The sequence below is a fragment of the Streptococcus wuxiensis genome (assembly GCF_040888245.1).
Lineage (GTDB): Bacteria > Bacillota > Bacilli > Lactobacillales > Streptococcaceae > Streptococcus > Streptococcus wuxiensis.
In genome coordinates, this window is sequence record NZ_JBFNFE010000008.1 from 21,712 (window position 1) to 39,608 (window position 17,897).

Genomic DNA, 17,897 nt, shown 5'->3' on the forward strand with positions numbered 1-17,897 from the left:
GTTCCTACTGACTTCTTTGTTTCATTTGTTTGGATTATGCAGCCAAAACTTTGCGTCCTTTACGACGACGAGCTGCCAATACGCGACGACCGTTTTTAGTTGACATACGGTTACGGAATCCGTGTTTGCGCGCACGACGAAGTTTACTTGGTTGATAAGTACGTTTCACGATGAATACCTCCTCATAGATTTTGTATTCGTTTAGCCGGCTATAAAGTGATCAGTTACTAAACATACTTTACTATTCTATCTGATTCTTACGTATTTGTCAATAGCTCTGACAAATGTTTCCAGCTTTTTTGCTATGAAAGCCTTATCTACGATACTGCTTCAGGAAGCGAGTCATTTTTTCCTGTATTTGGGCCAACTCATCGACACGTGGTAGATAAACGATACGGAAGTGATCTGGTTCTTTCCAGTTAAAGCCACGTCCATGTACCAAAAGCACTTTTTCTTGTTTCAAGAAATTAAGGACAAATTGTTCATCGTCATCGATACGGTACATATTGCGGTCGATTTTAGGGAAGATATAAAGGCCCGCTTTTGGCTTAACCGCCGATAAACCAGGGATATCTTGAATAGCATTGTAAATGAAATTTCTTTGCTCGTAAATTCGTCCACCAGGAAGAAGCAACTCATCCACTGACTGGTGACCACCTAGTGAAGTTTGAACAACCTGTTGAGCAAGCACATTCGAACAAAGTCGCATGTTTGAAAGCATGTTGAGACCTTCAATGTAGCCCTTTACATGATGTTTAGGTCCAGACAAGACCATCCAACCAACACGGAAACCAGCGATACGGTGAGATTTAGACAGACCATTCATGCTGACACAGAAAAGATCTGGAGCCAAACTTGCGACGGGTGTGTGGACATTGCCATCCATAACCATACGGTCGTAAATTTCATCCGCAAAGATAATCAAGTCATTTTGACGAGCAATCTCGATGATATCTAGTAAGAGTTCTTTAGGATAGAGAGCTCCCGTTGGGTTATTCGGATTGATCAAAACAATAGCCTTGGTATTTGAACTAATCTTAGACTTAATGTCATCTAGGTCTGGATACCATTCCGCTTCTTCATCACAGACGTAGTGAACGGCATTTCCCCCAGCCAAGCTGACTGCCGCAGTCCAAAGTGGATAGTCAGGCATAGGAACCAAGACTTCATCGCCGTTATCCAAAAGCCCTTGCATAGACATAACGATTAGCTCACTAACCCCATTTCCAAGGTAGATATCATCAATATCCACATTGGGGAATTTCTTTAGTTGGCAATACTGCATGATGGCCTTACGAGCTGAAAAGATACCTTTTGAATCTGAATAGCCTTCACTATCACGGGCATTCATAATCAAGTCGTGGATAACCTCATCTGGAGCTGTAAAGCCAAACTCAGCTGGGTTCCCTGTATTCAAACGCAAAATCTTTTCACCATTTGCGCGCATGCGCATAGCTTCTTCCAAAACTGGACCACGGATATCATAAGCCACATGCTCTAATTTTATTGATTTGTTAAATTCTTTCATTCGAGTTCCTCTATTCATCAGGATAGTTAATATTATACCACTCAAAAACGAAATCGTAAATTTCTCAGTACTATTCCACAAAAAAACCTTGCATTATGCAAGGTAACAGAGCAAAGTCGATTTCTTTCTATTTTTGGAGAAGAAAGAGTAGATATACTTCTCTAAAAAGCTGGACAAATTGGACCAAAATCTTTGTAGAGAAACTCTGGTGATCGAAAACAAAGTCATTGTAAGGGATGGTAACTGCATGAACAAAAGAATTTCTGCTTCCATTCAGCAAAACGCAAAGAAAAAATAAGTAGACTGACCAACATTAGGAATAATGTTAGACTAAGCCGAGTCTAGTTGTAAAAATACCATCTCACCAACTTATTTCCTTGCCCTGTCAATTCATATTATACACTAAAATCTTTGCATTTTCAAACAAGTATACATATAAAAAGAGCTCAATATTTAAGCTCTTTTTATATGCTATTTTGCAATTTCTGCCAACATTTTTTCGATGTGTTGGATGGACTTTTCACGTCCAAGCAAGTAGATGGTATCTGGCAATTCAGGACCATGCATTTCACCTGAAACAGCGATACGAATCGGCATGAATAGATTTTTCCCTTTGATACCAGTTTCCTTTTGGACCGCTTTGATTTGTGGGAAGATATTTTCTACCACAAACTCATCGTCTGACATGGCTTCGAGTTTTGCTTTAAAGGCTTCAAGTACAGTCGGAACAGTTTCGCCAGCCATGACTTCTCGCTCAGCTTCTGTCAATTCTGGGAAGTCTGAGAAGAAAAGGTCTGTCAATGGAACAATTTCGTCCACTGACTTCATTTGTGGTTTGTAGAGTTCCACCAATTTCTCAGCCTTGTCTGTCAAACGTCCTGCTTCTTCGAGGAATGGTTTGGCCATTTCAAAGATAGTCTCAAGATCCGCATTCTTAATGTACTCATTGCTCATCCAGTCCATTTTCTTCTGGTCGAAGGCTGCTGGAGACTTGCTGAGACGGTTTTCATCAAAGAGGTTAATGAGTTCTTGACGAGAGAAGATTTCATCTTCCCCTCCAGGATTCCAGCCAAGAAGGGCGATGAAGTTAAAAACTGCTTCTGGAAGGTAACCTTTCTTGCGGTAATCTTCGATAAATTGAAGGGTGTTAGTATCACGTTTAGATAACTTCTTACCAGTTTCAGAGTTGATGATCAAGGTCATGTGACCAAATTCAGGTGCATCCCAACCAAGCGCTTCATAGACCATGAGTTGTTTTGGTGTATTGGCAATGTGGTCGTCTCCACGGATAACGTGAGAGATTTGCATATCGTGGTCATCGATGACAACGGCAAAGTTGTAAGTTGGGTAGCCATCTTTCTTTTGGATAACCCAGTCACCACCGATATTGCCACCTTCAAATTCGATATCACCTTTGACCATATCATGCCACTTGTAAATACCAGACTCATTGACAGCCAAACGAACCGTTGGGATGATGCCTGCCGCTTCACGTTCAGCCACATAAGCTGCTTTTTCTTCTTCGCTCATACCAAGGTATTCGTTAATGTAACGAGGTGTTTCACCTGCTGCTTCTTGACGTTCACGTTCTGCTGCTAATTCTTCTTCTGTAACGTAAGATTTGTAGGCTTTTCCTTCAGCTAAGAGTTGGTCGATATATTTTTGATAGAGTTCCAAACGCTCAGACTGGCGGTAGTTTTCATGAGTCTCTGGACTCTCATCCCAGTCCATGCCTAACCAACGAAGGTTTTCAAGTTGTGAACGCTCTCCGTCTTCGACATGACGTTTGCGGTCAGTATCTTCGATACGGATGATAAAAGTTCCACCATGGTGGCGTGCATACAAATAGTTAAACAATGCTGTACGGGCATTACCGATGTGTAATAGTCCTGTTGGACTTGGTGCATAACGCACACGAATATCTTTTGACATATCTTCTCCTATAAAGTCTCTAGGCGTCTGCCTTTTTGCTCTCTATATTATATCACAAGTCTTGCCAGAGTCCAATTTCTCTTTTCAAGAAATAGCAAAAAGAGTGGATTTACCACTCTTTTTAGTCAATTATAGACGAGCATTAAGTTCTTTGCTCAATTCTTCAAATCCTGGTTTACCAAGAAGGGCAAACATGTTACGTTTGTATGCTTCAACACCTGGTTGGTCAAATGGGTTGATGGCATTCAAGTAACCTGAAAGGGCGATAGCCAATTCGAAGAAGTAGATAGTGTATCCAAGAGTGAAGGCATCTTGCTCAGGAAGAGTTACGTACATGTTTGGTACGTCACCGTCAGTGTGGGCAAGAAGAACACCGTCAGTTGCTTTTTTGTTAACGAAGTCAACGTCTTTTCCTTGAAGGTAACCAAGTCCGTCAAGGTCTTCTTCCAAAGTAGGGATGATCACGTTCTTACGAGGTTTGTCAACGCGGACAACTGTTTCAAACATGATACGAGTTCCTTCTTGGATAAACTGACCCAATGAGTGCAAGTCTGTTGAAAAGTTAGCTGAAGTTGGGTAAATCCCTTTTTGGTCTTTCCCTTCTGACTCTCCAGCCAATTGTTTCCACCATTCTGAGAAGTATTGAAGGGATGGCTCGTAGTTTACCAAGATTTCAGTAGCATAGCCTTTACGGTAAAGGATGTTACGAACAGCTGCGTATTGGTAAGCTTCATTTTCAGAAAGTTTATCTGAAGTGTAGTCTTTACGGGCAGCATTCGCACCTTCCATAAGGGCTTTGATGTCTGCACCTGATGCAGCGATTGGAAGCAAGCCAACTGCTGTCAAGACTGAGAAGCGTCCACCGATGTCATCTGGAACCACAAATGTTTCCCAACCGTTAGCATCTGCTTCAACCTTAACTGCACCTTTTTGGCGGTCAGTTGTTGCATAGATACGTCTGTTAGCTTCTTCTTGACCGTATTTCTTAACCAAAAGTTCTTTGAAGACACGGAAAGCAATCGCTGGTTCAGTTGTTGTACCTGATTTAGAAATCACGTTTACTGAGAAATCTTTATCTGAAACGTACTCTACCAAGTCAGCAAGGTAAGTAGATGAGATTGAGTTTCCAGCGTATAGGATTTGTGGTGCTTTACGTTCTTCTTTTGTTTGCAAGTTTGCAAAGTGGTGGTTCAAGAAGTCAATTGCTGCTTTGGCACCAAGGTAAGATCCACCGATACCGATAACCACCAAAACATCGCTGTCTGATTTGATTTGTTCAGCAGCTTTCAAGATGCGGTCAAATTCTTCGCGGTCGTAGTTTTCAGGAAGGTCCAACCAACCCAAGAAGTCGCTCCCAGCACCAGTTCCTTTACGGATCAATTCGTCTGCTGCTGTAACTTGTGCTTGCATGTACTCCACTTCATGTGGTGCAACAAATTTGTCTAATACTTTTGAATAATCAAATTTAATATGTGACATAGTATTCCTCCAAAATTTCTTCTTTTCTATCATAACGCTTACTAACAATTTTTTCAAGTTTTTATACTAAAAATTTCCAATTTTTATCACAATTCAAACGTTTGCATAGAATCTTACAAAATTTAAAAACTTGAGGCATCAAACCCTACGAATAATAAAACGACTAGGATTCTAGTCGTTACAATTCATTCAATAAATACTCAAATAATTCTAAGTTGCCATCTTCTTCATTGACCAAGAATTCTGGATGCCACTGGAGACCAATAATACGGTGTTCGTCGATAGATTCGATTGCTTCAACAGTTTGATCACGTGGATCCACAGCCGTCACACGGAAATTGGGTGCCAGATCTTTAATGCTCTGACGATGCACTGAATTAACCTGACTTTCTTTACCAAATAATTTAGACACTACACTGCCATCCACTGTCTCAATAGAATGTGAAGTCCCAAAAGGTAGACCTTGCCAATGACCTTCAATATCCTGATTGAGTGTCCCACCAAAGGCAACGTTGACAAGCTGAACGCCACGGCAAATGGCTAAGATTGGCTTATTCTGACGCAAGGCTTCTTGTAGAAGAGCGAGCTCAAACTCATCACGAGCTAGGTTATAATCATCACTATCAATCGTTTTTTCCTCACCATAAAACTGAGGGTGAACATTTTGTCCCCCAGTCAAGATGAGCTTATCAATCATTTCTACATAGTCATGGACCACCGACTCATCACCAACCGGAATGACCAAAGGAAGTCCGCCAACCTGACGAATACTCTCAGCAAATTTACAAGAGACTGATGAATGAATATTTTTACCTTCTGCGTCCACAGGACATAGGTTTGCCGCTACTCCAACAACTGTTCTTGCCATTACTGATTTCCTTTCCTTCTCCATTGATAATCTTATCTTATCATCCTTGCCCACTCCTGTCTAATATGTATTTTTTAAGTCCGTGATAAAATTTTTTTATCAGAAAAAGTTGCCCAAAATTAGGACAACTTTTTTGCTTATACTCAATGAAAATCAAAGAGCAAACTAGCAAGCTAGCCGCAGGTTGCTCAAAACACAGTGTTGAGGTTGTGGATAGAACTGACGAAGTCAGTAACACATATACGGCAAGGGACGCTGACGTGGTTTGAAGAGATGTTCTAAGAGTATTATTCAAAGACAAATTGATTGTGATACAATTCTGCGTAGAATCCACCAAGTCTAAGCAATTCCTGATGATTTCCTTGTTCAATGACTTGACCATCTTTGAGTACAATAATCTGATCAGCATTTAGAATTGTTTTCAAGCGATGGGCAATCACAAAACTAGTTCTTCCTGCCACAATAGCTTCCATGGCATTTTGAATCTTGCTTTCTGTTACAGTATCAACGTTAGAGGTTGCCTCATCCAAGATTAAGACCTGTGGATCTGTCATCAAGGTACGAGCAATAGAAATCAACTGCTTCTGACCGGTTGAGAATACGCTCTGATCATCATTAATCAGAGTATCGTACTTATCTGGTAGGCTTTCGATGTAGTCATGGATGTGTGTAGCCTTAGCTGCTGCTTCGACCATTTCCTGACTGGCATCTGGTACTCCAAATCGAATATTGTCACGAATAGTTCCACTGAACAAAACCGAATCCTGTAGGACAATTCCTACCTTACTTCGCAAACTGTCTAAATCAAACTCGCGAATATCTGTTCCATCAAAGCTGATACTACCTGCATCCACATCATAAAAACGATTGATTAAGTTCATGATGGTTGTTTTCCCCGAACCTGTCGGACCAACAACCGCAATCATTTTCCCTTTTGGAGCTGAAATGCTAACATCTTTCAAAATGGGTTTTCCTGGCAGGTAGGAGAAGTCCACCTTACGAATCTCCACACCTTCTTTTAATTCGTTAAAGACTGGAGCATCTTGAGGACGAATTTCTTCTTCTGCATCAAACATTTCTTGGATACGTTCTGCACCTGTAAAGGCCAGTTGCAAACTTCCCCAACTTGCTGCCAATTGGATAATGGGTTGGTAATATTGCTGAGAAAACTGGGTAAACATGACAATCAAACCCAGAGCTGTCGCTGTCTCGATATTCTGATCATTCAGTAAGACAGCTGAACCGACAAAAATAACAATAGCTGTATTGACCAAACTCATTCCGTTCATGACAGGAAAGAGAATTCCTGAAAACATTCTGCCCTTAAAGGTTGCTTTACGGACACGCTCGTTTTGCTCAACAAAACCTGCGATCACATCATCTTGAATGCCCTGAACGATAACGGCTTTCTGACCCGAAATACTCTCATCCATGTAAGCATTGAGCTTCCCAACCTCTTTTTGCTGAAGATTGGTATATTTTCTTGCCAATTTCAAAATGACAATCAACATGATGACAGCTATCGGAGTGCTAGCAATCGTAATCAACGCCAAGGTCACATTTTTTGCGAACATGACAATCAACAAACCAATATAAAGGGCAATATTGGTCATAACAGACACCAGACTTTCGTTGAAAGCCTGTAGGATGTTATCCAAATCACTGGTAAAACGTGACAGGATATCACCATCTTGATGGCGGTCAAAGAAGGAAACAGTCAAACGAGAAAGCTTGCCAAAAAGTCCCTTACGCATCTCATTTGTCGATTCGGCAATAATACGGCTCATCAAAACCATATAGATAAGACTCGACACCACGAGCACAATCAAAATATAAGCAAGATTAATCAAGAGTCCTAATAGACTTTGCCAAACCATATCAGGATTTCCATTTTGATAAGCTATAACTAAATTAGCTAGTTCCGTGACTGTTTGACCTGCAAATACTGGAAAGAGGGCTTGTGCAATCGTTGCAATGATAATCATAGCAATAACAACGACAAAGGATATCTTATAAACTTTAAAATAGTTCCAAAAGAATTCAAATGTCTTCATCCTACTCCTCCTTTCCTTTTTGCGTTTCGTAAATTTCTCGATAAACTGCGTTTGTTGCAACCAAGTCAGCGTGTTTGCCTTGACCAATCAAGCGACCTTGGTCAAGCACTAAGATTTTATCGGCATGCACAACAGAGCTAATCTTTTGTGCGATGATAATCGTAGTCGTCCCCTTCAAATCCTTGTTGAGGGCTTCTTGGACCAAACGTTCCGATTTGGCATCAAGGGCAGAGGTTGAATCATCAAAAATCAAGATACGAGGATTGCTGACAATCCCACGCGCAATAGACATTCTTTGTTTTTGTCCACCAGAAAAGTTAGTCCCACGTTCCTCAACCGGACTCTCAAAGGCCAAGTCCATACGACTAATAAATTCACTGGCCTGGGCGATGCGAGCTGCGCGTTCCATTTCTGAAACTGTCGCATCTCCCTTACCTTGTCTGAGATTATCTGCGATAGTTCCACTAAAGAGAATGGCTTTTTGTAGGACGATAGAAACTGTCTTACGAAGCGTCCCTTCACTAACTGTCCGAATATCCTTTCCACCAATCTTGATCGAACCTTGCTGAGGATCAAATAATCGTGGAATCAACTGAGCCAAGGTTGATTTCCCTGCACCAGTTGCTCCGACAACCCCAACCATTTCACCAGCTGCGATATCGAAGGATACATCTTTTAGGATAGGTTCTTCATCATTTGGATAGGTAAAGGTAACATTTTCAAAACTGAGACTTCCTTCCAATTCTTCATCTTCCACATCATTGAAAGTCATAGCTGGTTCTGTATCAAGGATTTCACGAATACGACGAAGGGAAATCATAGCACGAGTGACTGAATTCCCCAAAAATCCAACCATGACGATGGTAAAGATAATCTGACTCAGGTAGTTTACAAAGGAAGCAATGGAACCAACTACTGATGGATCTGACTCTGCCATACCTGCTACAAGCCAGATTGAGAGAAAAACAGCCCCGTAAGAAATCAACATCATTGCAGGTTGCATAACAGAAAAGGCATAACCGATATAAAGGTTTTCTCCCAACAATTCATCTGACACCTGCGTAAATTTATCAAACTGATCTTTTTCTCGGACAAAAGACTTAACCACGCGCACACCACGCAAATTTTCTTTAGCAATGGCATTGATACGCTCTAGTAAGGTCTGGAATTTTGCAAAGCGCGGTCCCACAACTCCCATCATAAAACCCATTATGGCAACAATCAGAACGACCATGAGAACTAGCACCCACCACAGAGAAGGTAGGGTGACAACTGCTAGAATAAAGGAACCGATAAACAAAAGTGGTAGTCGAAAGAGAATTTGGAAGGTCATCATGACTACGTTCTGAATCTGGTTGATATCGTTGGTCATACGAACAACAAGGTTCCCTGCATTAAACTTCTCAATATTGGCGTATGAAAAAGTTTGAATCTTACGAAAGGCATCTTCACGTAAGTCAGACGAAACTCCTTGAGCAATGTAGGCAGCTAACACAACATTAATGCCACCTGCAATCAAACCAATCAAGGCAACAAGGATTAACCAAAAACCAATATGATAAATAGCTTCATTATCACCCGTTAGCAGTGCCTCTAAAACTTCCTGTAGATAACGTGGTTGCAAGAGTGAACTCGTTACCATTAGACCTGTCATAATCAAGGAAGCCAGGACCTGCCATTTATAGGCTTTTATTTTCTGAAACAGCATATTTCCCCCTTATAAGATAGACAAAAGGGGACGACAGTTCTGTCAGTCCCTTCTTATGCTTTCATGTTGATACTATTCTAACAAAAAAGAATGCTATTGTCAAATCACTCAGCTCTCTCAAGCTTGTGAATCACGACATCAGCATTCTATCAATCCTTTAAAAATTCTTCTAAATTTAGTGCTGAATTTTATTGTTCTGAACTATCTTGCTCGTCTAGCTTAACTCGTCCAATTTCACGGTAGCTACAGTCCCCAACAATCTTTACTGAAAACTGACCATCTTCGTACTCTAGAATCGTCACACTTCCGTTATCAAGACCATGTGGATGCATGCCGTTAATGAGGTAAACAATAGTTCCAATTGTCATTCCATGGCTGACTACCAGGGCATTTCCTCCACCATTGGCTTCCATTTCCTTGGCAATGGCTTCAAAGCCTTCCCAGATACGACCACTTAGCTTTTCCCATCCTTCAGCCCAACCTGCTGTGTCTACTTCTACCAGACCTTCAGCCAGCTCAGCATAGGACAAACGATGCACATGATCGACATTAAAGATACGAGGAATAATCCCCATAAATAAGTCCCCATCATAAGCACCATCAAAGCTACCAAAGCACCATTCACGGATTCGCTTATCCATACGATAAGGAATTTGCCCTGTTAAACCTAGTTCCTCAAGGATAATTCCCATAGTCTGGATGGTACGTCCTGAGTCACTCGAGTAAGCACGCTCAAACTTTAAGCCTGACTCACGCAAACCAATTCCCAGTTCGTGAATGCCTCGCTCACCTTCAGCTGTTAAAGGAGTATCACTCCAGCCTTGAGCACGCCCAATCGTATTAAACATTGTTTTCCCATGACGCACTAGATACAATTTTACACTTGCCATTTTTGGTCCTCCATATGTATCTATTATAGCATGATTTCATGTAAAAACCTCGTACTAACTACTCTGTGCCCTTCTTTGAAGGTGCTAATTTGGAAGACCTAGCAGTCTCTTTTTTGATCCCTTCTTCTGTTTTCTCCTCATTTCCTTCTTTGGGCTTGTCTTCTGTTTTCTCAGACTTTTGACCGGTCCTTTTTAAAGGAGAAAAGTGAAATTCAAACTGATTTTTTCCTGTGTCAATAGTCGTTGTGAAGAATTTTTCGTCATTTCGATAAGTTGACTTCCCTACATTAAATGACTGCTCTCCATTTTCAGAAGTAGCTTTTTCATAGGTTCTCTTAGCCATAGCAAATGCAAGAAGTTTTTCTTTATTTAAGGCATAATCCTGATGATGTGCTAGTTGCCGATTTAGATAAAACTGCAACAAAAGACTAAAAATTCCAGCAATAGTGACAGCGTATAGGAGAACTCCTGCTCTAACTTTTTTCTTTTTCAACACGATAGATAAATTCCCTCTCTAGTCCCTTTTCAAACTGAAAGTGAAAGTGCAACTCCTGCCCTTTTTCTTGAATTCGAGCTGATTTTAGGCCGTAGACCATGGGTTGATAACCACGTCCACTAGCATCTGTTTTCCGGAAATCATTTGACTTTGATTTACCCATGGAAATGGGTTTGCCTTCCTGTTTGAGGTAAAGCCTATCATTCTCCACTTTTTCAAATTGGGCTCGATTCAGCTCTGTTTCTAGCTGATCCACAAATAAGAGCCATTCTTTTTGCTCACTTCTCTGCTGGTAGCGAACCTCTGAAACCAAGAGCTGACTCATAGCTTGAAAGAGGAGTAAGCTACCACTAATAACGATAAGGGCAACCAAGGATTCTAAAAGTGTGAAAGCTCTGACCCTACTTGTCTTGAATCGCCAGTAATTTCTCCGTTCCATGGTATACCTCCAAACCTCGCTCATTCGAGACAACATGAACCGTAAGGCCATTGACAGTCAACTGCTTTTGTCCAGTCTGCAAAGCCATACGAGCCACTCGCAAAACTTCTTCCTGTTTTAGAAGTTCTACTTCTCTTTTTCTACTTTCTTGAATCTGTCCCAGCAAGAGGGTTGCTATACTGGCAAAAATGGCTAGTGAAATCACTGCTTCCAGTAAAATAACCGCCTTAATTTTTTGCTTCTTGAATACGTTTAATCTTTCCATTTCCTAAATATAATTGATAACGAATCGTTTCTTTTCGCGTTTGAAATCTCACGCTAGCTAGAGACGAATTCCCTCCAGCCTTATCAAAGGTAATTGACTGATTAGACTGCAATTGAATGCCTTTAGGAATAGCCAATTTCTGATAGCCATTCCCAATACTTCTCTCTTCTAGCATTAAGTTCATCTTCTGCTGGCTAGCCAGACTTCGCTTCTGGGTTTCTCGATAAAGTTCCTCAAACTCCATAAAGAAAATTTGCTCTTCCACAGCTGCAAAAGTCGACTGAACTGAACTTGACAAACCCAAGGCTAACAGGCTGACTATTCCTAAGACCAATAAACTTTCTAGCATGGTAAAGGCCCTAATCTGCAACTGACTGACTCTTATTTTGCTTGGCATGATACTCTTTATAGGCTTTTGCTTGCTCAGCAGTAATGCGTCCATCTGCCTGTAATTTGCTTAGACTAGCATCTTCATTTTTATCCAGACTATACAGTTCTGCTTGACTTTCTACCACCTTGACGACAGCTGCTTTCCCCTTATCATTGACTGCATCCTTTTGCTTAGTCAGATTTGGCACAAACAATAAGAGTAGGACGCTAATGATAAGAAGGACCACTAACATTTCTACAAGAGTGAAACCTTTTACCGTAGCTTCTTTTAATTTCATCAACATCTTTTTCATCTAAAAATTTACCTCCATATTTTGATACATCGGCAGCAACATAGCTGCATACAATAAAACGATTAGCAGGGCTACAAAAATAAAGACCAGTGGTTGCACTAGATTCATGGTTCGATTAACCCGAGTAAAGAAAGATTCCCAAGTTTTCTCCGCATAAATCTCCAGTTCGCTTCCCAACTTGGATTTAACTTCTCCATATTCAATGATTAATCCCAACTCCTTTCTAAAGAAGGGATAGGTCTGAACAACCTTAGAAAATTCATGCCCATTTTGCAAAGATTGATCTAAATCGTATCCAATTTCTTTAAAAAGAGGATCTCCTTGCTCCTGCATCATCTGGAAAATCTGTGCCAACTCTAAACCTTGCCCAATCATATTTCCCCATTCCCGAGCATAATAGGCAGTTAGATAATACTGAACAAACATACCTAGAAATGGAATTCTAGCCAGAAAAGAGAAAATTTGAATTTTCGCAGACTTTCTGTAAAAAACTAGACCAGTTAAAGATACTAAACCAAGTGCCAGAATAAGTCCGAGAAAAATCTGTGGCAGTTTACTAATCACTAAGGTAGCTATGTTACTACTATCCAGTTGGGGCAAGAGATAATTCCGCAATCCTAGCATAATTAACAGTAAAAAAGCTAGCAAAATAAGTGGGTAGGTCGCAACTTCAATTAACTTCTTCTTGACCTTAGCAAGATTATCCAAATATTCTTCAATTTTCCCCAAACTCAAATGGAGATTTCCATGAACTTCAGCCAATGAAAGTTGAGTGACAATCGCACTCGAAAAACCTAAATTCCCCATCATTTCCGAGAAAGATTTACCTTTCGATAGTCCTAGGCGCATCTGTGAAACATATTCCTTCTCCAACAAAAGACTTCTATCAAGAAAGGAAATGATTTCTACCAAGTGAAAACCACTAGAAAACAAATTGTTAAAGAGAGTGATAATTTTCTTCTGCTTACTGGTAGCTAATTTTCTCCGTTTCAGCTTGAAGGGCAGTGATATGTCCGTCTTTAAGAAGCTGATCAATTTGCTCATTCCACTTTTCTGCCTGGTGTTCTGAATAATTTTGGTTTGCAAAATCAATAATTCCTCCTCCCCCGATTAGTCTCTGGTAGCAAACACCTTGTAAAACCACCGCTAATTCTTCCTCGCTGACCCCTAATTCTAGGAGACGTTCATAAACTCCACGAATACTTTTGGCATGAATGGTTGAGAACACTGTAGCTCCTGTTAAGCTCGCTCTTACAACAGCACGGGCTGTTTCGCTATCCCGGATTTCGCCAATGATTAAAAGATCTGGGCGGTGTCGCAAAGAAAGTTTTATCAAGTTTTCATAACTCAGTCCAATAGCTTCATTGAGTTGTAATTGCAGCATCTCTTCTTGCTTAATCTCGACTGGGTCCTCAATAGACATGACTTGTTGTCCCTTGAACAATGACTTAGCTAATTCATGCATTAAGGTAGTTTTCCCACTTCCTACAGGGCCTGCAAAAAGATAAAGGCCGCGTTGCCTAAAGCCCTTTTCCAGTTCCTTAAGGTCTTGAAACCAGAAACGCAACTCTTGTTCTTCATCGTGCAAAAGGCGAATAACTAAACTCTCATGACCACGATAATCTCCTACCGTCGATAAGCGTAGTGAAGAAACCTTGCCATCATGCTGATAATCACAGGACCCAAGCTGACTACGACGCTTTTCTCCAACATTCATCCCCGCAATAAATTTAAAATGACTAATAACTGCGCCCAACTTTTCAAAGTCATAGCTATTAATCAAACGCCTTTCATCACCTATTCGCATATGCAACTCATAAACCTTGTCCTTGGGAATAAAATAGATATCCTGAGCTCCATCCTTTTTTGCGAGACTAATCAATTCTTGTGCAAGTGCTTGTACCATATTCCCTCCTCAGTTAATTATTCGAAGAAAATACAAAAAAAGAACAACTTTATTAAAAAGTTGTTCCATCTTTTTTGATACGACAAGTTCGGTGGATTTCTAAACCAGTTTGTTTTTCATAACCCGGTCTGAATTTTTCATCTGGTATAACTTGACCATCTTCCAGTAAAGCCAAGGAATGATATTGCTGCAGAAATTCATCACATTCCTCACACCAACGCTTATCCTCCGGATTCCAAAATATGGTCATTAAGTCTCCTCGACTTTTATATAGTGGAATTTTCTTTTCCAGTTCAAACCAGCAAGATTTATAATACTTCAAAGCATCATAGTAATTTTCAAATTTCTTACTACTAATGACGTCTTCTTCCCATCCTTCTATGAACCACCAAGGTTCAAAATCCCCGTACATTTCTATAACTCGATACATAGTTTCATTTCCTTTGTATCGTATATTATAGCGAAATTTTAAGAACAATGAAAGAAATTTGCTTGCTTTCACGAATTATCTAATATTTTCAAAAAATCCAGCTATTCTAAAAAGAATAACTGGATTCAAATTCGATTAACCTTCTGAAATATCGTTTTCAATGATAACCTTAATCGCATGATGATCTGCAGCCTTACCAAATACTTCATAGGCCTTTTCAATTTCACTTAGTTTGAAGTAATGAGTTACTAATTTTTCTGGTTCAATTTTATGGCTTTCTAAAGCTTTCAAAAGCTGAGGAGTTGTGTTAGTAGAAACCAAACCGGTAGTTACGTTAATGTTACGAATCCATAGAGTATCCAAATCAAACTGAACTGGCTTACCATGCACACCACAGTTGGCTACTGTTCCATCTACACCGATAATCTTTTGGCAGAGATCAAACGTTTCAGGAATACCAACAGCTTCTATAGCAACATCCACACCTCTACCATCTGTTAAATCATAAATTTCTTGAATTGCTTTTTCAGGGTCTGAAGAATTAATCTTATGAGTAGCACCGAAAGAAACTGCAGTATCCAAACGGTTATCGTCTAGGTCTACCATGATCAATTTAGCAGGTGAATAGAATTGAGCAGTCAATAGGGCTGCTAAGCCAACTGGACCTGAACCAACGATAGCCACACTACAACCAGGCTCTACTTTCCCTTTTAAGACACCAATTTCATAACCAGTTGGTAGGATATCAGATAACATAACCAAGGCTTCATCAGACAAATCAGCTGGAGTGTGATAGAGAGTATTATCAGCATGAGGAACACGAAGATATTCGGCTTGCATACCGTCGATCAAATGTCCAAAAATCCAACCGCCTTCGTCTTCACAGTGGGCATAGATTCCCTTTTTACAGTAGTAGCATTTACCACAGGCACATACACAAGAAATCAAAACCTTATCGCCTTTTTTGAAGTTTGAAACGCCTGCTCCAACTTCCTCTACAATCCCGATTCCTTCATGGCCAAGGATAGTTCCACTCTTACATGCAGGGACATCTCCTTTGATAATATGAAGATCTGTTCCACAAATAGTAGTTTTTACAATACGCACAATAGCGTCAGTTGGCTTGCGAATAACTGGTTTGTCAACATCAACAAATGAAGCAAGTCCTGGTTTAACATAAGTATAGGCTTTCATAAAGCTTACCTCCGTTTTTTTATTTGTATTGTTTATATCATAATTGTAAGCCTTTTCATAAATAAAATCAAGTAATATGTGAAAAAATTAACAAACTAAATTAAAAAAAGTAGAAACTAAATTAGTTCCTACTTTAGAGATTATGCTTGATAACGTTTTTCACCATCAAGGTAAGTTGCTACCAATTCCAAATCCTTATCAAGAACAATAAAGTCAGCATCGTAGCCTTCACGGATTTGTCCACAAACGTCATCAATATGAACTGATTTTGCTGGATTGAGACTGGCCATCATAACTGCTTCATGTGGATTTGCAATACCCCATTCAACAACATTTTTCAAACCGTCTTTAAGTTTGAGAATAGAACCTGCCAAGTTCCCAGTAGATTTGAGACGTGCAGTACCATTTGCAACCACAACTGGGAATTCTCCTAGCATGTAGTCACCATCTTGCAAACCTCCCGCTGTCATACAGTCAGTGATAAGAGCAATATTTTCAGTACCTTTTTGTTTAAGTAGGATGTCACAAGCCTTAGGATCAACGTGATGCCCATCGCAAATCAATTCAGCATAAGTATGTGGCAATTCATACATAGCACCAACCATACCAAGCTCACGGTGAGTTAACCCACGCATACCATTATAAGCATGAACCCAAACACTTGCACCAGCGTCAACAGCCTTCTTAGCCTGATCAAAAGTTGCATTTGAGTGACCTAAAGCAACAGTTACTCCTTCACCAGTAACCGTACGTACAAAGTCCTCAACACCTTCACGTTCAGGTGCAAGGGCAATTTTATTTAGAAGACCATTAGCAACCTTCTGCCAAGCACGAAATTCATCCAGGCGAGGATCTTTCATGTAAGCAGGGTTTTGAGCTCCCTTAAATTCCTCAGTAAAGTATGGACCTTCAAAGTAAATCCCACGAATTTTAGCACCAGAAGCCTCTTTGTAGCGCGCACCAATATTTTCAGTAACAGCTAATAATTGTTCGTATGATGATGTTAGAGTAGTTGGTAGGAAACTAGTAACACCTGTGCTAAGAAGACCTTCACTCATTGTATGAAGAGTACCTTCGATGTTATTGTCCATAACATCAACCCCACCAAATCCATGAATATGTGTATCAACAAGACCAGGAGCAATACTATAACCAGTATAGTCAATAATTTCTGCGTCCTCAGATACTTGATCCACATGCTTACCAAATTTACCATCAACAAGTTCTAGAAAACCGCCACGACGAACACCATGAGGATAGAAAAATTGATCCGCTTTAATATATTTAGGCATAATGATAACCTCCGTAATTCATTTTTCTAATATTTATTATGTCAATTACATTATAAACCTTTCTGTGTAATTTGTAAATGGTATAGACCTATTATAGTTAAATTTATAAAGAAATAATTTAAGATTTAGTAAACATATAGTAAAGTAATATTGATCATTCAGGTTAACAATAAAATTTAGAAAAAAAATAAGTAATTTTATGTAACTGCGAGAGAAAAAAATGGAAGAGAAATTAAAAAGACAAGGTCCGAAAACCTTGTCTTTATTACTATACCGGCGGCCGGGGTCGAACCGGCACGTCCTTGCGGACACTGGATTTTGAGTCCAGCGCGTCTGCCAATTCCGCCACGCCGGCAAATAGTAACTGGGGTAGCTGGATTCGAACCAACGCATGAGGGAGTCAAAGTCCCTTGCCTTACCGCTTGGCTATACCCCAATAATATAAAATAGGCGAGTGAGGGGAATCGAACCCCCGAATGTCAGAGCCACAATCTGATGTGTTAACCACTTCACCACACCCGCCATAACGTTTAACACGGGCAGTAGGAATTGAACCCACACTGAAGGTTTTGGAGACCTTAGTTCTACCTTTAAACTATGCCCGTATAAGATGGAAGGGGAGGGATTCGAACCCCCGAACCCGAAGGAGCGGATTTACAGTCCGCCGCGTTTAGCCTCTTCGCTACCCTTCCGTGTAATATAAGAAATGGCGCGAGACGGAATCGAACCGCCG

At 40.3% G+C, this 17,897-nt stretch carries 18 protein-coding genes and 5 tRNA genes; all 23 read right to left on the bottom strand.

What is annotated here, in order from left to right; translation table 11 throughout:
• Positions 1–34: 34 nt before the first annotated feature.
• Complete coding sequence (gene rpmH / locus AB2B47_RS08055; protein ID WP_000831905.1) at positions 35–169, bottom strand: 50S ribosomal protein L34; 135 nt, start codon at positions 167–169, stop codon at positions 35–37.
• Between the two features lie 144 nt (positions 170–313).
• Positions 314–1,528 carry a pyridoxal phosphate-dependent aminotransferase gene (locus tag AB2B47_RS08060; RefSeq protein WP_004251584.1) on the bottom strand — a complete coding sequence of 405 codons (1,215 nt, stop codon included), beginning with the start codon at positions 1,526–1,528 and terminating at the stop codon, positions 314–316.
• Between the two features lie 471 nt (positions 1,529–1,999).
• A complete protein-coding gene (gene gltX, locus AB2B47_RS08065) occupies positions 2,000–3,460 on the bottom strand; it encodes a glutamate--tRNA ligase (protein WP_320694049.1) in 1,461 nt (486 codons plus the stop codon).
• Positions 3,461–3,589: 129 nt separating this feature from the next.
• Positions 3,590–4,939 (bottom strand): glucose-6-phosphate isomerase, encoded by a 1,350-nt coding sequence (locus AB2B47_RS08070; RefSeq protein WP_006151981.1) that lies wholly within the window; start codon positions 4,937–4,939, stop codon positions 3,590–3,592.
• A gap of 178 nt (positions 4,940–5,117) precedes the next feature.
• Positions 5,118–5,807, bottom strand: coding sequence for a gamma-glutamyl-gamma-aminobutyrate hydrolase family protein (locus tag AB2B47_RS08075; RefSeq protein WP_006151433.1), 690 nt, complete (start codon positions 5,805–5,807; stop codon positions 5,118–5,120).
• Positions 5,808–6,094: 287 nt separating this feature from the next.
• Positions 6,095–7,861: an ABC transporter ATP-binding protein gene (locus tag AB2B47_RS08080; RefSeq protein ID WP_320694050.1), complete on the bottom strand. Its 1,767-nt coding sequence runs from the start codon at positions 7,859–7,861 to the stop codon at positions 6,095–6,097.
• Between the two features lies 1 nt (position 7,862).
• Positions 7,863–9,569, bottom strand: coding sequence for an ABC transporter ATP-binding protein (locus AB2B47_RS08085; protein ID WP_320694051.1), 1,707 nt, complete (start codon positions 9,567–9,569; stop codon positions 7,863–7,865).
• A gap of 188 nt (positions 9,570–9,757) precedes the next feature.
• Complete coding sequence (locus AB2B47_RS08090; RefSeq protein WP_074324295.1) at positions 9,758–10,459, bottom strand: histidine phosphatase family protein; 702 nt, start codon at positions 10,457–10,459, stop codon at positions 9,758–9,760.
• Between the two features lie 58 nt (positions 10,460–10,517).
• A complete protein-coding gene (gene comGG / locus AB2B47_RS08095) occupies positions 10,518–10,955 on the bottom strand; it encodes a competence type IV pilus minor pilin ComGG (protein WP_254724593.1) in 438 nt (145 codons plus the stop codon).
• Complete coding sequence (gene comGF, locus AB2B47_RS08100) at positions 10,933–11,394, bottom strand: competence type IV pilus minor pilin ComGF (RefSeq protein ID WP_320694052.1); 462 nt, start codon at positions 11,392–11,394, stop codon at positions 10,933–10,935. The genes comGG and comGF overlap by 23 nt, the downstream gene beginning before the upstream one ends.
• The gene (comGE, locus tag AB2B47_RS08105; RefSeq protein ID WP_024053803.1) at positions 11,357–11,659 is read right to left on the bottom strand and encodes a competence type IV pilus minor pilin ComGE; all 303 of its coding nucleotides are present in this window, start codon (positions 11,657–11,659) and stop codon (positions 11,357–11,359) included. Before comGE ends, comGF begins: the two co-directional genes overlap by 38 nt.
• Entirely contained in the window at positions 11,622–12,056 is a 435-nt protein-coding gene (gene comGD / locus AB2B47_RS08110) for a competence type IV pilus minor pilin ComGD (RefSeq protein WP_320694053.1), read from the bottom strand. The genes comGE and comGD overlap by 38 nt, the downstream gene beginning before the upstream one ends.
• Positions 12,019–12,342: a competence type IV pilus major pilin ComGC gene (gene comGC, locus AB2B47_RS08115; protein ID WP_281137622.1), complete on the bottom strand. Its 324-nt coding sequence runs from the start codon at positions 12,340–12,342 to the stop codon at positions 12,019–12,021. The genes comGD and comGC overlap by 38 nt, the downstream gene beginning before the upstream one ends.
• Entirely contained in the window at positions 12,343–13,386 is a 1,044-nt protein-coding gene (gene comGB / locus AB2B47_RS08120; RefSeq protein WP_320694054.1) for a competence type IV pilus assembly protein ComGB, read from the bottom strand.
• The gene (gene comGA, locus AB2B47_RS08125; protein WP_320694055.1) at positions 13,307–14,248 is read right to left on the bottom strand and encodes a competence type IV pilus ATPase ComGA; all 942 of its coding nucleotides are present in this window, start codon (positions 14,246–14,248) and stop codon (positions 13,307–13,309) included. The genes comGB and comGA overlap by 80 nt, the downstream gene beginning before the upstream one ends.
• 52 nt (positions 14,249–14,300) lie before the next feature.
• Positions 14,301–14,678 carry a DUF1033 family protein gene (locus tag AB2B47_RS08130; RefSeq protein WP_036752150.1) on the bottom strand — a complete coding sequence of 126 codons (378 nt, stop codon included), beginning with the start codon at positions 14,676–14,678 and terminating at the stop codon, positions 14,301–14,303.
• Positions 14,679–14,813: 135 nt separating this feature from the next.
• Entirely contained in the window at positions 14,814–15,872 is a 1,059-nt protein-coding gene (locus tag AB2B47_RS08135; protein ID WP_004251543.1) for a zinc-dependent alcohol dehydrogenase family protein, read from the bottom strand.
• Positions 15,873–16,012: 140 nt separating this feature from the next.
• Positions 16,013–17,164, bottom strand: coding sequence for an N-acetylglucosamine-6-phosphate deacetylase (nagA, locus tag AB2B47_RS08140; RefSeq protein ID WP_320694056.1), 1,152 nt, complete (start codon positions 17,162–17,164; stop codon positions 16,013–16,015).
• A gap of 271 nt (positions 17,165–17,435) precedes the next feature.
• Positions 17,436–17,519: transfer RNA gene (locus tag AB2B47_RS08145), tRNA-Leu, on the bottom strand.
• A gap of 9 nt (positions 17,520–17,528) precedes the next feature.
• Positions 17,529–17,600, bottom strand: a tRNA-Gln gene (locus AB2B47_RS08150).
• Between the two features lie 13 nt (positions 17,601–17,613).
• Positions 17,614–17,686, bottom strand: a tRNA-His gene (locus AB2B47_RS08155).
• Positions 17,687–17,698: 12 nt separating this feature from the next.
• A tRNA-Trp gene (locus tag AB2B47_RS08160) sits at positions 17,699–17,769 on the bottom strand.
• 6 nt (positions 17,770–17,775) lie between these two features.
• A tRNA-Tyr gene (locus AB2B47_RS08165) sits at positions 17,776–17,856 on the bottom strand.
• Between the last annotated feature and the right edge of the window lie 41 nt (positions 17,857–17,897).

Coding starts and splice junctions, on each gene's coding strand:
- AB2B47_RS08060 (WP_004251584.1), bottom strand. CDS start 1,528: ATGAAAGAATTTAACAAATCAATAAAATTAGAGCATGTGGCTTATGAT.
- gltX (WP_320694049.1), bottom strand. CDS start 3,460: ATGTCAAAAGATATTCGTGTGCGTTATGCACCAAGTCCAACAGGACTA.
- AB2B47_RS08070 (WP_006151981.1), bottom strand. CDS start 4,939: ATGTCACATATTAAATTTGATTATTCAAAAGTATTAGACAAATTTGTT.
- AB2B47_RS08075 (WP_006151433.1), bottom strand. CDS start 5,807: ATGGCAAGAACAGTTGTTGGAGTAGCGGCAAACCTATGTCCTGTGGAC.
- AB2B47_RS08080 (WP_320694050.1), bottom strand. CDS start 7,861: ATGAAGACATTTGAATTCTTTTGGAACTATTTTAAAGTTTATAAGATA.
- AB2B47_RS08085 (WP_320694051.1), bottom strand. CDS start 9,569: ATGCTGTTTCAGAAAATAAAAGCCTATAAATGGCAGGTCCTGGCTTCC.
- AB2B47_RS08090 (WP_074324295.1), bottom strand. CDS start 10,459: ATGGCAAGTGTAAAATTGTATCTAGTGCGTCATGGGAAAACAATGTTT.
- comGF (WP_320694052.1), bottom strand. CDS start 11,394: ATGGAACGGAGAAATTACTGGCGATTCAAGACAAGTAGGGTCAGAGCT.
- comGE (WP_024053803.1), bottom strand. CDS start 11,659: ATGGAAAGATTAAACGTATTCAAGAAGCAAAAAATTAAGGCGGTTATT.
- comGD (WP_320694053.1), bottom strand. CDS start 12,056: ATGCCAAGCAAAATAAGAGTCAGTCAGTTGCAGATTAGGGCCTTTACC.
- comGC (WP_281137622.1), bottom strand. CDS start 12,342: ATGAAAAAGATGTTGATGAAATTAAAAGAAGCTACGGTAAAAGGTTTC.
- comGB (WP_320694054.1), bottom strand. CDS start 13,386: ATGAGCAAATTGATCAGCTTCTTAAAGACGGACATATCACTGCCCTTC.
- comGA (WP_320694055.1), bottom strand. CDS start 14,248: ATGGTACAAGCACTTGCACAAGAATTGATTAGTCTCGCAAAAAAGGAT.
- AB2B47_RS08130 (WP_036752150.1), bottom strand. CDS start 14,678: ATGTATCGAGTTATAGAAATGTACGGGGATTTTGAACCTTGGTGGTTC.
- AB2B47_RS08135 (WP_004251543.1), bottom strand. CDS start 15,872: ATGAAAGCCTATACTTATGTTAAACCAGGACTTGCTTCATTTGTTGAT.
- nagA (WP_320694056.1), bottom strand. CDS start 17,164: ATGCCTAAATATATTAAAGCGGATCAATTTTTCTATCCTCATGGTGTT.